The organism is Enterobacter asburiae, assembly GCF_007035645.1.
Lineage (GTDB): Bacteria > Pseudomonadota > Gammaproteobacteria > Enterobacterales > Enterobacteriaceae > Enterobacter > Enterobacter asburiae_B.
Map to the genome: position 1 here is coordinate 3290449 of NZ_AP019632.1, position 14135 is coordinate 3304583.

Genomic DNA, 14135 nt, shown 5'->3' on the forward strand with positions numbered 1-14135 from the left:
TCCCCATATACTAAGTATCCTGATAACTCCCACCTGACGTGGGAGTTATTATTTTTTGACGTTACGCCGGAGCTGACATGAAAACCAAACTTAACGAACTGCTTGAATTCCCAACCTCATTTACCTACAAAGTAATGGGTCTGGCGAAACCTGAGCTGGTTGATCAGGTGGTTGAAGTGGTACAGCGCCATGCGCCGGGTGACTACTCTCCGTCAGTAAAACCAAGCAGCAAGGGCAACTACCACTCGGTTTCTATTACCATCACTGCGACACACATTGAGCAGGTTGAAACGCTGTACGAAGAGCTCGGCAATATCGAAATTGTTCGTATGGTGCTGTAGTCCCTTTGCGGTTACCCGGTTTGCCGGGTAACCCCTCTCCCCCGCTGTGATATACTCCTCCACACCTTTTGTCCCTCGTCTTCGGAGACGCAGTTTTGTATCAGGATAAAATTCTGGTCCGTCACCTCGGGCTGCAACCTTATGAGCCTGTCTCCCAGGCTATGCATGACTTCACCGATTCACGCGATGACAGCACCCCGGATGAGATCTGGCTGGTCGAACACCTGCCGGTATTTACGCAGGGCCAGGCGGGTAAAGCAGAGCATTTGTTAATGACGGGAGATATCCCGGTTATTCAGAGCGATCGCGGCGGTCAGGTCACTTATCATGGGCCCGGTCAGCAGGTGATGTACGTCCTGCTCAATCTGAAGCGCAGAAAGCTGGGCGTGCGTGAACTGGTTACCTTACTGGAACAAACTGTCGTCAACACGCTGGCGGAATATGGTATTGACGCGCATCCGCGCGCCGATGCGCCGGGCGTCTACGTTGGGGAAATGAAGATCTGCTCACTGGGGCTGCGTATTCGTAAAGGCTGCTCATTCCATGGCCTGGCCTTGAATATTAATATGGACCTTGCGCCTTTCCAGCGCATTAACCCCTGCGGCTACGCCGGCATGGAAATGACGCAAATGCGTCAGTGGGTTGAAACCGCTACGCCAGAACATATTCGTCCCGTGCTTTTAAAGCAGATGTTAGCGCTACTTAACAATCCCCCATACGAATATATCCCTGCTTAATACATCATACAACATGGCTCGATAATTTGGCGGGCCACTGTTTATTTACAGCTTTTGCACTTTACAATAATCCACAGATTCTATATTTTCGAAGCGCCCGAATATTACCGCCACATATTATTTAGCCTCCAGCAAGCATGGCAAACACGGCATAAGTAAGGTGAGCAATTATCACACAACCGTTTGCCATTGATAAACAAGTGAAACAAAACCAACACTTTACGAATCTCTACAAGCATAATAAATAAATTCAACTATCATTCATATTGTGAATGTATACGGAGTGAAAGCGTGGAGTATAATAATTTACCAGCCAAACGACTGAATGAACCCGGTGGCGAAGACAAGCCGCAAATTTTTCGGACTTTACGTAATATTGATCTCAATTTACTGACTATTTTTGAGGCGGTATATGTCCATAAGGGTATCGTTAACGCTGCGAAAATTCTTAATCTCACGCCATCAGCAATAAGCCAGTCAATCCAAAAGCTACGCGCTATATTTCCCGACCCGTTATTTATCCGTAAGGGCCAGGGGGTAACGCCGACGGCTTACGCCACGCATCTCCACGAGTACATCAGCCAGGGGCTGGAGTCGATTCTGGGCGCACTGGACTTAACCGGGAGCTATGATAAGCAGCGAACCATCACCATCGGCTGTTCCCCTTCTGTCGGGGTGCTGGTGATGCCAGCGATCTTCCAGGCCGTAAAAGAGCATGCTCCGCAGCTCCTGCTTCGCAATGTGCCTCTCAATGAACCTGACATTCAGCTTGCCCAGTTCCAGACGGACCTGATTATTGAAAGCGGCAGCTTCAGTGCCAGAGCGCTGGGGCAAAATGTGCTTTATGCGGATAACCTGGTGCTGGTTTGCCGCCAGCAGCATCCTGCTCTTAGCCAGCCGTTAACCATCGAAAACCTGCGCAACTACGACCACTCGTCTTTCATGACCGAAGGGCAATCTAATCATGCACTTCGTCAGCGTATTGATGAAATTTTCCCGGAACGCCAGATCAGCTTCAGCAGTTACAATATGTTTACCACCGCATCCCTGATCGGCAGCAGCGATATGCTGTGCGTTATGCCATCACGCCTGTACAGCCTGCTACAAAAATGCTGGCCGCTGGAAAGCATCCCGCTCAGCCAGCTTAATGCGGAATCTATCGAGATTTCACTGCATTACAACAAGCTGAGTTTGCGCGATCCGGTCCTGGAAAACGTCATCCGCATCATCCGTCAGGCCTTCTGACAGGTTTAGCCAGCACAAGTCCCTGCAACCCGCAGGGCAAAAGGCACAAAACAACAACTATTTTACAAATTGGCGATCTGGCAGGCTGCTTTAACGACCGTTTCAATGATATACTGCCTGTCGTTCGTTCAAAAATAGTTGATAAATACAACATTCCCTTGAATTGGAACGCTTTCCTTCGATATTCGCAACTGGAACACGCACGCTATGAGTAAACCCATTGTGATGGAACGCGGTGTTAAATACCGCGATGCCGATAAAATGGCCCTTATCCCGGTTAAAAACGTGGCTACAGAGCGCGAGGCGCTGTTAAGAAAACCGGAATGGATGAAAATCAAACTTCCGGCCGACTCTTCGCGTATCCAGGGGATCAAAGCGGCGATGCGCAAGAATGGTCTTCACTCCGTGTGTGAAGAAGCCTCTTGTCCGAACCTTGCTGAATGTTTCAATCACGGTACCGCGACGTTTATGATTCTGGGTGCTATCTGTACCCGCCGCTGCCCGTTCTGCGATGTTGCTCATGGCCGTCCAGTCGCGCCTGATGCTAACGAACCCCAGAAACTAGCGCAGACCATCGCTGACATGGCGCTGCGTTATGTGGTTATCACATCCGTTGACCGTGACGACCTGCGTGATGGTGGTGCTCAGCACTTCGCCGACTGTATTACGGCCATTCGCGAGAAAAGCCCTAACATCAAAATCGAGACGCTGGTGCCTGACTTCCGCGGCCGTATGGACCGCGCGCTGGATATCCTGACCGCGACGCCGCCAGATGTGTTTAACCACAACCTGGAGAACGTGCCGCGTCTTTACCGTCAGGTCCGTCCGGGCGCTGACTATAACTGGTCCCTGAAACTGCTGGAGCGTTTCAAAGAAGCGCATCCGCATATTCCGACCAAGTCTGGTCTGATGGTGGGCCTGGGTGAAACCAATGATGAAATCATCGAGGTGATGCGCGATCTTCGCCGCCACGGTGTGACCATGCTGACCCTGGGACAGTATCTGCAGCCAAGCCGTCACCACCTGCCGGTACAGCGCTACGTGAGCCCGGACGAGTTCGATGAAATGAAAGCCGAAGCGATGGCGATGGGCTTCACCCACGCTGCCTGCGGCCCATTCGTTCGCTCCTCATACCATGCCGATATGCAGGCTAAAGGCGAAGAAGTTAAATAATGCTGTAATATTCATTTACAGTAATACAAAAAAACCGGCCTCATGAGCCGGTTTTTTTTCGCAAGCACTCAGGCGTTGCTGTCACTCTTTGTGAGAAAGCTTGTCTGCCGGGACGTCATCCTCGGCGCTTTTCTTCGCCGCTGCATCATCATCGTTCATCGCTTTCTTAAAGCCTTTGATGGCAGCCCCCAGGTCACCACCCAGCGTGCGTAACTTCTTGGTACCAAACAGCAGGACGACCAGTGCGGCAACCACCAGCAGTTTGGTAATACTAATCTCACCCATAGATACCTTCTTTACTTAAAACAGGCTGCATTCAGCGCCAAAACCTGACTGTATTAACGGTCATTTTGCGCGTGCACACAATAGCAATCTGTAACAAGGTGAATCAAGTATTGTTGAAAAAAACATCACAATAATTGCGGTGGCGCAAACCGACGATTGCGAAGAACGGGTAATTGCTGACGCGCAAGCGCAATTCTCTCTAAGTTTATCTCCGCCACCAGCACATGCGGGGCTTCAGCGGCGGCGGCGATCGTCACCCCCAGCGGATCAACCACCCTGCTTTGCCCGATGTTTTTCGTGCCACATTCCCCTGCGGCAACGACATAGCAGGTTGTATCCAGCGCGCGTGCCGCAAGCAGCGTTGCCCAGTGATGCTCTTTTAACTGCCCTTTGACCCACGCGGCAGGCAGTACCAGTACGTCCGCCCCCTGCAGCGCCAGATGGAGCGCCAGCTCGGGAAAACGCAGGTCATAGCAGGTCATCAGTCCAATCTTAAATCCGTCAATCTCCAGCAGCGGTGGGATATTGTCTCCGGGGTCAACGCGTCGCGACTCCTGGATGCTGAACGCATCATAGAGGTGAAGCTTGGCGTAACGTGCCACGATAGCCCCGTCACGAATCGCCACGAGCGTATTCACCGCGCGACCCGGCGTGGAGGGAACATGGATCGTTAAGATCGTAGTCATCGTATTGCCCGCGCTCTGGTCAAGCAGCTGCTGCACAAATTCACCGTCCAGCGGCTGCGCGGACTTCACGGATAAATCCGGGTCGTTATCATCTCTGGCCAGCAGCGCCTCGGGGAGAACCAGCAGCGACGCGCCTTTCTGCCGGGCCTGCATCATCAGGTTGACGCATGTTCTCGCATTCTCATGCCAGTCAGGCGTGACCACAAATTGCCCTACCGCTACATACATATTTGTCCCCTCATCATAAACGGCGTTAAACTCGCTACTCTTACACATCAAATAGCAGGTATTTAGCGTGTTACAACTACTTTTAGCCGTTTTTATTGGTGGGGGAACGGGTAGCGTTGCGCGATGGTTTCTGAGTATGCGGTTTAACCCCCTGCATCAGGCGATTCCTATGGGGACACTTGCCGCAAACCTGATTGGTGCCTTTATCATTGGTATGGGGCTGGCCTGGTTTAACCGAATGACGCACATCGACCCAATGTGGAAAGTATTGATTACCACCGGATTCTGCGGCGGTTTGACCACCTTCTCAACCTTTTCTGCGGAAACGGTTTTTCTCTTTCAGGAAGGCCGTGTCGGCTGGGCGCTGATGAATATGGCTATCAATATGCTCGGCTCCTTTGCGATGACGGGGATCGCATTTTGGCTATTTTCTTCCGCAAGCGCGCATTAACAGCCGAACCGTTAATGTTGGCTTAATTTTTCTCTGTCACTCTGGATGCAGTACTGAACGAGGGTGACAGAATGAAACAGAGTCTGATGAGCGCAGGAATGGTGTTGTTGAGCGTGCTGATCGTTGCCAACTTCCTGAAAATGTATCTGCTTGGCTGATTCAAAACGAAAAAAACCCGCTCAGTGAGCGGGTTTTGAAATTCTTGCTGACGCGTCTGAATTACAGAGCGATTACGTTAGCAGCAGAAGGGCCTTTGGCACCGTTAGTGATTTCGAACTCTACACGCTGACCTTCAGCCAGAGTTTTGAAACCATTAGACTGGATTGCAGAGAAGTGTACGAACACGTCTTTGCTGCCATCTTCAGGAGTAATGAAACCGAATCCTTTGGACTCATTAAACCACTTAACGTTACCTTTAATCTTAGACATCAAAATTACCTTTACATTAAAAAACGACACAAATGCTGTGTCGGTTATCAGTACATCAATTGTGGGACCTTTTGTCCAGCGGATCTTTGATAAAAAGTGACTAAAGTCGCGTTAATTTTCACTGACAGATTTTTATCGCTTATGAATCAACGTCTGCGCGTTTTTTCACCAGCATGTAACGTTTTGTCAGTTAAAACTGAAAACGCATCCAGGCGAAGTAAACGTTACCGTTGTTGTACGTACCCGGAATGTAGGTCATCTGGAACGTTGCGGGGCCATAGCCAATAGAGGCTAAAGGCAGCAGCACCGGGATTGGAATGTATTTCCAGTTATCACGTGCAGTAACCCCGGCGGTATAGCCCAAACCGACGTGGAAGTTCTCGTCCGCTAGGGGGCGCCAGGTTTTTTCCCAGCCATACCCACCAATCGGCTCCCATTTATTAAACGAGTCTTTGAAGGCCATCAGATAGATGCCATGCCAGTTTCCCTTTTCATCCCAGCGCGACTGGCCAAAACCCGCGCCCCACGGACGCTCGTTGTATTTATCGGTTTTCTCTTTGTCATAAGCAAAACGCGCATGCCACGTTATTGCCGGGACATAGAGATCATAATGTTCAGGTGCCGTCCATGTCTGGGAAACATTATCCGTAAAGGTTGAGAACCAGCCTTTATCCGTCGCGTTGCCTTCTGCCTGTGCAACAGAACAAAACGTTAACTGCCCAAAAATAAACAACAAAATAGAGAAAAATGTATTACGTACAATCACAATGCAATTACCATTCTTAGTATTCGAGGCAAAGTTTACCATAAAGTACTTGAATCAAAGCTTAACGACATCGGCGTTATTCCTAATTATTCAGCTTCTTTTCGGGAATATTCTTAAGGAAAGGCGGCGATGCGTTCAAAATAAACCCACAAGGGGTGTGACTTTACCCATTTAATGTTCTGAATCAGTGATATGTAAAACCACACAAAACATTAACAATTTGTTATCATTATTAGGACATGTTGCGCTATTTCTGACGGTCAAGACCCTCATGACATAAATGTATGGGCCATGGCAAAAAGACGGTTGTTCTGTTCTTTAGTCGTCTGTTTATTGATTTTAATCAGCAAGAACAGGCCAATTATTCGGCACATTTTCATCCTTCTTTTTTTTGATTTTTTGTGCTCCATTGCAGCAGAGATACAGGGGAAATCATGCTTACGTTATTCGAACTCCTTATTGGAGTCGTCGTCATTGTCGGCGTCGCACGCTACATCATTAAAGGCTACTCGGCCACGGGCGTATTATTTGTCGGCGGTCTAACGCTGCTGATTATCAGCGCAATAATGGGGCACCAGGTGTTACCTGCCAGCGCGACCAGCACCGGTTACACGGCTACAGATATTGTTGAATACATTAAAATATTGCTCATGAGCCGCGGCGGCGATCTGGGCATGATGATCATGATGCTGTGCGGTTTTGCAGCCTACATGACCCATATTGGCGCCAACGACATGGTCGTTAAGCTTGCCTCTAAACCCCTGCAATACATCAACTCGCCGTATCTGCTAATGGTCGCCGCCTATTTCCTCGCCTGCCTGATGTCACTGGCCGTTTCGTCGGCTACCGGGCTTGGCGTACTGCTCATGGCGACGCTGTTCCCGGTCATGGTGAACGTCGGTATCAGCCGTGGCGCGGCCGCGGCAATTTGCGCGTCTCCGGCAGCGATTATTCTCTCCCCGACCTCCGGCGACGTTGTGCTGGCGGCAAAGGCGGCGGAGATGTCACTCATCGACTTCGCCTTTAAAACCACGTTACCGATCTCAATTGTTGCCATCATGGGCATGGGGATCGCGCATTTCTTCTGGCAGCGCTATCTCGATAAGAAAGAAAACATCAGCCATGAAATGATGGACGTGAGTGAAATCACCACGACCGCTCCCGCGTTCTATGCCATTCTGCCCTTCACCCCGATCGTCGGAGTGCTGATTTTTGACGGAAAATGGGGTCCACAGCTGCACATCATCACCATTCTGGTCATCTGCATGCTGCTGGCCGCCGTGCTGGAGTTTGTGCGCGGTTTTAACACGCAAAAAGTCTTCTCGGGTCTGGAAGTTGCGTATCGCGGTATGGCGGATGCCTTCGCTGGCGTGGTGATCCTGCTGGTTGCAGCGGGCGTTTTTGCCCAGGGTCTGAGCACGATCGGCTTTATCCAGAGCCTGATTTCTATCGCCACCTCGTTCGGCTCCGCCAGTATTATCCTGATGCTGGTTCTGGTGGTGCTCACCATGCTGGCGGCGATGACCACCGGTTCCGGTAATGCGCCTTTCTACGCTTTCGTTGAGATGATCCCGAAACTGGCTCACTCCTCCGGTATTAACCCGGCCTACCTTTCCATTCCCATGCTGCAGGCGTCAAACCTGGGCCGTACCATTTCGCCGGTGTCGGGTGTGGTCGTCGCCGTTGCCGGGATGGCGAAAATCTCGCCATTCGAAGTCGTCAAACGCACCTCGGTGCCCGTTATAGTTGGTCTGATTATCGTGATTATCGCCACGGAAGTGCTGGTACCCGGCGCGGCCTAAGCTAAATAGGGATATCCAAAAAGCGCCTGCGGGCGCTTTTTGTGCTTTAATAACTTCCAGAAATTAATCGTGCTCATTCGATCAGGAAATCATATGTTCAGGAAGGATATCGTCATCCCGTCTGGCGCAATGGCGCTTGCTCTCTGTCTCTTCTCCGCACAGGCGGAACCGCTGAAGGCAACACAGTATGGCGATTTCGATCGCTATGTGCTGGCTCTGTCCTGGCAAACCGGGTTTTGCCAGAGCATGGTCGAACGCAACCGCAATGAACCTGACGAATGTCGCCTGCAAAAAGAGCGCGATAATAAAGCCGATTTTCTGACCGTCCACGGGCTATGGCCTGGCCTGCCAAAATCCATTGCCGCCCGCGGCGTGGATGAACGTCGGTGGATGCGTTTTGGCTGCGCCACGCGCCCCATTCCGAACATGCCGGAAGTGAAGGCCAGCCGCAAATGCGATGCCGCCGAAACCGGACTGTCGCTTTCCGCAGCCGCAAAGCTCAACGACGTGATGCCGGGCGCGGGCGGTAATTCCTGCCTGGAACGTTATGAATATGCCAAACATGGCGTCTGCTTTGGTTTCGATCCGGATGCCTATTTCGGCACGATGGTGCGGATGAATCAGGAAGTTAAAGACAGCGCGGTCGGTAAATTCCTCGCCGATAATTACGGGAAAACCGTCAATCGCAGCGACTTTGACGGTGCCGTTGCCAAAAGCTGGGGAAAAGAAAACATCAAAGCGATTAAGCTCACCTGCAACGGCAATCCGGCGTATCTGACCGAGATGCAGGTTTCGCTGAAGGCGGACACCATTAACAACCCGCTTTCTGCGGCGTCATTTGCCCCGCAGCCACATCCGGGTAACTGCGGAAAACAGTTCGTGATTGATAAAGCCGGCTACTGATCCGCGCCCGGACGCACCATATCAAACCGGTTGTCGTCACTGATGCCATAATACGCCGTCGGCCCACCCGCACGCAGGATGGGCTGCGCTTTCGCCGTCTGGTAAATCCCCTCTTCCAGCAGCGTTTCGGCGATATGGATACCGACCACCTCCCCCAGCACCAGCCACGTATCGACCGGTGTGCCGTCAGCACCGGTAAGCTGAATGCACTGCGACAGGCGGCACTCAAAGTTCACCGGGCTTTCGGCGACGCGGGGCGCTTTGACCAGCTGACTCGCCGCTGGTGTTAGCCCGGCAAAGCTGAATTCATCCCGATCGTGCGGAAGCATCGCAGAGGTTTGGTTCATCGCTTGCGCGAGATCGCGCGTCGCCAGGTTCCAGACAAACTCCTTTGTTTCGGTAATATTACGCACGCTGTCCTTCCAGCCGTTGCTGGAAAAGCCGATGATCGGCGGGCGATAGTTAAAGCAGTTAAAGAAGCTATACGGTGCGAGGTTGAGCTGACCGGCCTTGTCGCATGAGGAGATCCAGCCGATCGGACGTGGACCAATAATGGCGTTCAGCGGATCGTGCGGCAGGCCGTGCCCCTGAGACGGTTGGTAGAAGTACATAGTTCTCTCTCGTTGGTGGGCTGACGCGAATAGCGCTTCGCGCAAAGCCCGGGTTCAGGACACTCAGCGTAACGTATTCCGCCCGGAATGAAGACTGAATAAATTTCAGCGAAAATTCATATGGACCATGAATGTGACCTTCATCACTTCAAACTTGCGCGCTCAGCCAGTATCATCGGGAGAGTTAAACCCTCGCTGCCAGACGGCGAGGGTTTTCTTTTGGATTGGTTTCTGCGTTACGCGCAGCATTAACGACATGGAGTAAAAATGTCCAGACCTACAATTATCATCAACGAGCTCGACGCAGAACGTATCGACAGGCTGCTGGAAAAAGCGGAGTTTGCCTCACTTCCCGTGGCCGACGCCCTGAATGAGGAGCTCGACCGGGCGCAGATGTGCACGCCTGAGACGATGCCGCATGACGTGGTCACCATGAACAGCCAGGTAAAATTCCGCAACCTGACCACCGGTGAAGAGCTGACCCGCACGCTGGTTTACCCGGCTCAGATGACCGACAGCAGCGCACAGCTTTCTGTTCTTGCGCCTGTGGGTGCCGCACTGCTGGGCCTGCGCACGGGCGATACCATCCACTGGGAATTGCCGGGCGGCGCCTCTGCCCATCTTGAAGTGCTGGCGTTGCTCTACCAGCCAGAAGCCGCGGGCGATTACCTGCGTTAACCACTTCTGAACAAGCGCCCCCGCTTTGCACAGAGGATGCGGCTGCATCCTCTTTCCGTAAATTCACCCCATTTTCTTATATCGCGCAAAAAGCCCTTAATCCACGCTTAATCTGTTTTGGTGCCGTGGGGACGGTCATGAGTGAGATACTGGCTATCACACTTATTTTTCTGATTATTGCGGCGATTATCGTCTTGGCCGTGCTTTATCTTGAACGCCACAGCTAGGCGAGTATTCATGCAACCCCACCGGGGAAAGCATTCACCAGGCCCTTAACTTTCTGCTCTGCGGCCTCGGGCGTTTCTGCGCCAGGGACCAGAATCACCTTCCGGCACTCCTCCTCCCGTTTTTCGAATACCTTATAGGCGCGTTCCGCATCGGCAAGGGGAAGATAATGGGTCACGATCTCTTCCGGGGTAAGCAGCCCTTTTTCGATCAGCGGCAGCAGCTCACCCAGCCAGGCATGGACGTGCGTTTGGCCCATCTTAAACGTCAGCCCCTTATCAAAGGCATCGCCAAACAGGAAGCCATGAATAAATCCGGCGTACACGCCGGGTACGCTAACCACGCCACCGCGTCGAACGGCAGCAATGCACTGCCGCAGCGCTTTGCCGCTGCTGCCTTCAATTTTAAGATTGCTGAGGATCGTTTCCGTGGTGCTGCCTTTCGCTTCGAACCCTACCGCATCAATCACGGCGTCAACGCCGCGCTGGCCAGCGGTCTGCTCGATGATTTTTTCCGCTGCGTCGTTATCGTCATCAAAGTTGATGGGGATTGCGCCGTAACGCGCCTCGGCAAATCGCAAACGGTACGGGTGGTGATCGATAACAAAGATCTGCTCGGCCCCTAACAGCCGCGCGCAGGCAATGGTCAGTAGCCCCACCGGCCCGGCGCCGAAAACCGCAACGCTTGAGCCTTTTTCAATCTGCGCATTTTTTGCCGCCTGCCAGGCCGTTGGCAAAATATCGGACAGGAACAGTGCCTTATCATCAGAGAGGAGTTGCGGGACCTTAAACGGCCCGACGTTGCCTTTTGGCACGCGGACATATTCCGCCTGTCCCCCCGGCACGCCGCCGTAGAGATGGCTATAGCCAAACAGCGCGGCCGGGGCGGGAATTTGCTTTTTGTTCAGCGCGGCGCCCTGCCCGGCATTGGTATTCTCACAGGCCGCGTATTGCTGCAACCGACAGAAGAAACAGTCCCCACAGGCAATGACAAAGGGGATCACCACCCGATCCCCTTTTTGCAAATTCTTCACCTCTGCGCCGCACTCGACGATTTCCCCCATAAACTCATGGCCAAAAATATCGCCGTGCTGCACCTTCGGGATCTTTCCGCGATAGAGATGCAAATCGGAGCCGCAGATAGCCGTGGCCGTGACGCGCAGAATGATATCGTCGGGCTGTTCGATGATGGGATCGGGGACATTCTCGACGCGTACATGGTGCGGACCGTGATACGTAAGTGCTTTCATGCGACCTCCGAAAGGTTCCAGGTAAGTGTATAAGGGTAGCTACCCCTGAGGGTCTGCCCCGGAATACGGGCCTTTTGAGATTTATCCTGGCAACTTAAGAAAACTGACGGGGCGCTTACAGAAACCATATCTATTTTATGGTTGAATGAGTTCAGCGTTTATAAACAAGGAGAAACGGGTATGTATCAGAGAATCATTATGCCGGTTGATGTTTTTGAGATGGAGCTGAGCGACAAAGCCGTACGCCATGCGGAGTTCCTGGCGCAGCAGGACGGTGTTATCCATCTTTTACACGTACTGCCGGGCTCCGCCAGCCTGAGCCTGCACCGCTTTGCCGCCGACGTGCGTCGCTTCGAGGAGCATTTGCAGCATGAAGCGGAAACTCGCCTGCAAACCATGGTCAGCCACTTCAGCATCGACCCTTCGCGCATCAAAACGCACGTCAGATTCGGCAGCGTTCGCGATGCGGTAAACGAACTGGCGAACGAACTGAAAGCAGACGTGGTGGTCATCGGTTCGCGCAACCCATCCATTACCACGCATCTGCTGGGCTCTAACGCCTCCAGCGTGATCCGCCACACCCATATACCGGTGATGGTCGTAAGATAAAAAAAGAGGCCACCTTCCGGTGGCCTCTCGCTATTGCAGGTGTAGCCTTACTTTCTTCTGTTATGCGGTTTTGGTGCGAATCAGATAGTCAAAGGAACTCAGAGACGCCTTCGCCCCTTCGCCCGTGGCGATAATGATCTGTTTGTACGGCACGGTGGTGCAGTCGCCCGCCGCAAACACGCCTTTCACGCTGGTTTCACATTTCGCATCGATGATGATTTCGCCCATGCGGTTGCGCTCAATCGCGCCTTCCAGCCAGGTGGTATTTGGCAGCAGACCAATCTGCACGAAGATCCCTGACAGCTGAACGCTGTGCACGTCGCCGCTCACGCGGTCGCGGTATTCCAGGCCGGTCACTTTGCTGCCGTCGCCCTTCACTTCCGTGGTCTGCGCGTTCAGTACGATGTCGACGTTTTTCAGGCTGCGAACTTTATCCTGCAGAACCTGGTCGGCCTTCATCTCTGGAGCGAACTCCAGAAGGGTAACGTGCTCAACAATCCCCGCCAGGTCGATAGCCGCTTCAACGCCGGAGTTACCGCCGCCGATCACCGCCACGCGTTTACCTTTAAACAGCGGGCCGTCGCAGTGCGGACAGTAGGTCACGCCTTTGGTACGGTACTGATCTTCGCCCGGAACGTTCATGTTGCGCCATTTCGCGCCGGTGGCAATGATAATGCTGCGCGCTTTCAGCACCGCGCCGGACGCGGTTTCAATCTGGTGTAAACCACCCTCGACCGCTGCCGGAACCAGCTTGCTGGCGCTCTGGCTGTCGATCACGTCTACGTCATAGTCGCTGACGTGCGCCTTCAGCGCCCCCGCCAGCTTCTGGCCTTCGGTCTTCGGCACGGAGATGTAGTTTTCGATGTCCACGGTATCGAGCACCTGGCCGCCGAAGCGTTCGCCCATCAGGCCGGTACGAATACCTTTACGCGCGGAGTACACCGCTGCCGCCGCGCCCGCAGGGCCGGAACCGACGATAAGCACGTCGTAAGCATCGCGTTTGTTCAGCTCTTCCGCCGCACGTTTTTCAGCACCGGTATCCACTTTGGCAACGATTTCAGTCAGCGTCATGCGGCCCTGGCCGAACTCTTTGCCGTTCATGTAGACCGCCGGAACGCCCATCACGTTGCGATCGGTGATTTCATTCTGGAAGGTACCGCCGTCAATCGCCGTGTGCTTGATGCGCGGGTTCAGAACCGACATGAGGTTCAGCGCCTGCACCACGTCCGGGCAGTTGTGGCAGGAGAGCGAGTAATAGGTTTCAAATTCGAAATCACCGTCGATATCGCGGATCTGCTCCAGCAGCGCCTGCGCTTCTTTTGACGGATGACCACCGGTCCACAGCAGCGCCAGCACCAGTGAGGTAAATTCGTGACCCAGCGGCGAGCCGGCAAAGCGCGGTCCCTGGTCGGATCCTGGGTTGGTAATCAGGAAAGAGGGCTTACGGACCGGCAGCGCGTTGTCTTCTTTGAAGGTCACTTTCGGCGACAGCTCGGCGATCTCCGCCAGCAGTTCCTTGATCTCTGCCGATTTGGCGCTGTCGTCCAGCGTGGCAATCAGCTCAACGGGTTTGGTCAGTTTCTCAAGGTAGGCCTTGAGCTGGGTTTTCATGTTAGTGTCGAGCATTGTTCTTCCCTCTCTTAAGACGTCATCATGCAAGCTGCCTTATACGGGCGGCCTGAATGCAACTTGCATCATGGTGCTGGAATGAAATGGG

At 53.0% G+C, this 14135-nt stretch carries 17 protein-coding genes; 10 read left to right on the top strand and 7 right to left on the bottom strand.

The window, feature by feature from the left end; translation table 11 throughout:
• Positions 1-77 precede the first annotated feature (77 nt).
• The 4 genes from ybeD to lipA all read left to right on the top strand — a co-directional run bounded on the left by ybeD (position 78) and on the right by lipA (position 3496).
• Positions 78-341, top strand: coding sequence for a DUF493 family protein YbeD (gene ybeD / locus FOY96_RS15745; RefSeq protein ID WP_006177135.1), 264 nt, complete (start codon positions 78-80; stop codon positions 339-341).
• Positions 342-436: 95 nt separating this feature from the next.
• Positions 437-1078: a lipoyl(octanoyl) transferase LipB gene (gene lipB, locus FOY96_RS15750; RefSeq protein ID WP_033144925.1), complete on the top strand. Its 642-nt coding sequence runs from the start codon at positions 437-439 to the stop codon at positions 1076-1078.
• 291 nt (positions 1079-1369) lie between these two features.
• Positions 1370-2323: a YbeF family transcriptional regulator gene (locus FOY96_RS15755; protein WP_143347389.1), complete on the top strand. Its 954-nt coding sequence runs from the start codon at positions 1370-1372 to the stop codon at positions 2321-2323.
• A 207-nt stretch (positions 2324-2530) separates the two neighbouring features.
• The gene (gene lipA, locus FOY96_RS15765) at positions 2531-3496 is read left to right on the top strand and encodes a lipoyl synthase (RefSeq protein WP_013097595.1); all 966 of its coding nucleotides are present in this window, start codon (positions 2531-2533) and stop codon (positions 3494-3496) included.
• Positions 3497-3577: 81 nt separating this feature from the next.
• Here lipA and tatE read toward each other — a convergent pair whose 3' ends face one another.
• Complete coding sequence (tatE, locus tag FOY96_RS15770) at positions 3578-3781, bottom strand: twin-arginine translocase subunit TatE (RefSeq protein ID WP_023310742.1); 204 nt, start codon at positions 3779-3781, stop codon at positions 3578-3580.
• Between the two features lie 125 nt (positions 3782-3906).
• Entirely contained in the window at positions 3907-4695 is a 789-nt protein-coding gene (locus tag FOY96_RS15775) for a deaminated glutathione amidase (protein WP_143347390.1), read from the bottom strand.
• Positions 4696-4762: 67 nt separating this feature from the next.
• On the opposite strand from FOY96_RS15775, the gene crcB reads away from it, so the two are divergent.
• The gene (crcB, locus tag FOY96_RS15780) at positions 4763-5146 is read left to right on the top strand and encodes a fluoride efflux transporter CrcB (RefSeq protein WP_047061340.1); all 384 of its coding nucleotides are present in this window, start codon (positions 4763-4765) and stop codon (positions 5144-5146) included.
• Between the two features lie 219 nt (positions 5147-5365).
• Here crcB and cspE read toward each other — a convergent pair whose 3' ends face one another.
• Positions 5366-5575, bottom strand: a complete 210-nt coding sequence (gene cspE / locus FOY96_RS15785; protein ID WP_002439184.1) for a transcription antiterminator/RNA stability regulator CspE — start codon at positions 5573-5575, stop codon at positions 5366-5368.
• Positions 5576-5765: 190 nt separating this feature from the next.
• On the bottom strand, positions 5766-6383 hold the full coding sequence (gene pagP / locus FOY96_RS15790) for a lipid IV(A) palmitoyltransferase PagP (protein WP_045142917.1): 618 nt from the start codon (positions 6381-6383) through the stop codon (positions 5766-5768).
• A gap of 392 nt (positions 6384-6775) precedes the next feature.
• Between pagP and dcuC the strand changes: the two genes are divergently transcribed.
• Both dcuC and rna read left to right on the top strand, forming a co-directional pair.
• Positions 6776-8143: an anaerobic C4-dicarboxylate transporter DcuC gene (gene dcuC, locus FOY96_RS15795; RefSeq protein ID WP_045887729.1), complete on the top strand. Its 1368-nt coding sequence runs from the start codon at positions 6776-6778 to the stop codon at positions 8141-8143.
• Positions 8144-8272: 129 nt separating this feature from the next.
• Complete coding sequence (gene rna, locus FOY96_RS15800) at positions 8273-9046, top strand: ribonuclease I (RefSeq protein WP_400457684.1); 774 nt, start codon at positions 8273-8275, stop codon at positions 9044-9046.
• Here rna and FOY96_RS15805 read toward each other — a convergent pair.
• Positions 9040-9657 carry a flavin reductase family protein gene (locus FOY96_RS15805; protein ID WP_143347392.1) on the bottom strand — a complete coding sequence of 206 codons (618 nt, stop codon included), beginning with the start codon at positions 9655-9657 and terminating at the stop codon, positions 9040-9042. The two genes, rna and FOY96_RS15805, sit on opposite strands and share 7 nt — an antisense overlap.
• A gap of 267 nt (positions 9658-9924) precedes the next feature.
• Between FOY96_RS15805 and rnk the strand changes: the two genes are divergently transcribed.
• Positions 9925-10335, top strand: coding sequence for a nucleoside diphosphate kinase regulator (rnk, locus tag FOY96_RS15810; RefSeq protein ID WP_023310734.1), 411 nt, complete (start codon positions 9925-9927; stop codon positions 10333-10335).
• A 137-nt stretch (positions 10336-10472) separates the two neighbouring features.
• Positions 10473-10562 carry a small membrane protein YldA gene (gene yldA / locus FOY96_RS23280; protein ID WP_023310733.1) on the top strand — a complete coding sequence of 30 codons (90 nt, stop codon included), beginning with the start codon at positions 10473-10475 and terminating at the stop codon, positions 10560-10562.
• An 8-nt stretch (positions 10563-10570) separates the two neighbouring features.
• Here the strand turns inward: yldA and FOY96_RS15815 are convergent, their stop codons facing one another.
• Complete coding sequence (locus FOY96_RS15815; RefSeq protein WP_032661072.1) at positions 10571-11809, bottom strand: zinc-dependent alcohol dehydrogenase; 1239 nt, start codon at positions 11807-11809, stop codon at positions 10571-10573.
• A 180-nt stretch (positions 11810-11989) separates the two neighbouring features.
• Here FOY96_RS15815 and uspG point away from each other — a divergent pair, with 180 nt between their 5' ends.
• Positions 11990-12418: a universal stress protein UspG gene (gene uspG / locus FOY96_RS15820; RefSeq protein WP_023310731.1), complete on the top strand. Its 429-nt coding sequence runs from the start codon at positions 11990-11992 to the stop codon at positions 12416-12418.
• Positions 12419-12478: 60 nt separating this feature from the next.
• Here uspG and ahpF read toward each other — a convergent pair whose 3' ends face one another.
• Positions 12479-14044, bottom strand: a complete 1566-nt coding sequence (ahpF, locus tag FOY96_RS15825) for an alkyl hydroperoxide reductase subunit F (RefSeq protein ID WP_058841803.1) — start codon at positions 14042-14044, stop codon at positions 12479-12481.
• Positions 14045-14135 lie beyond the last annotated feature (91 nt).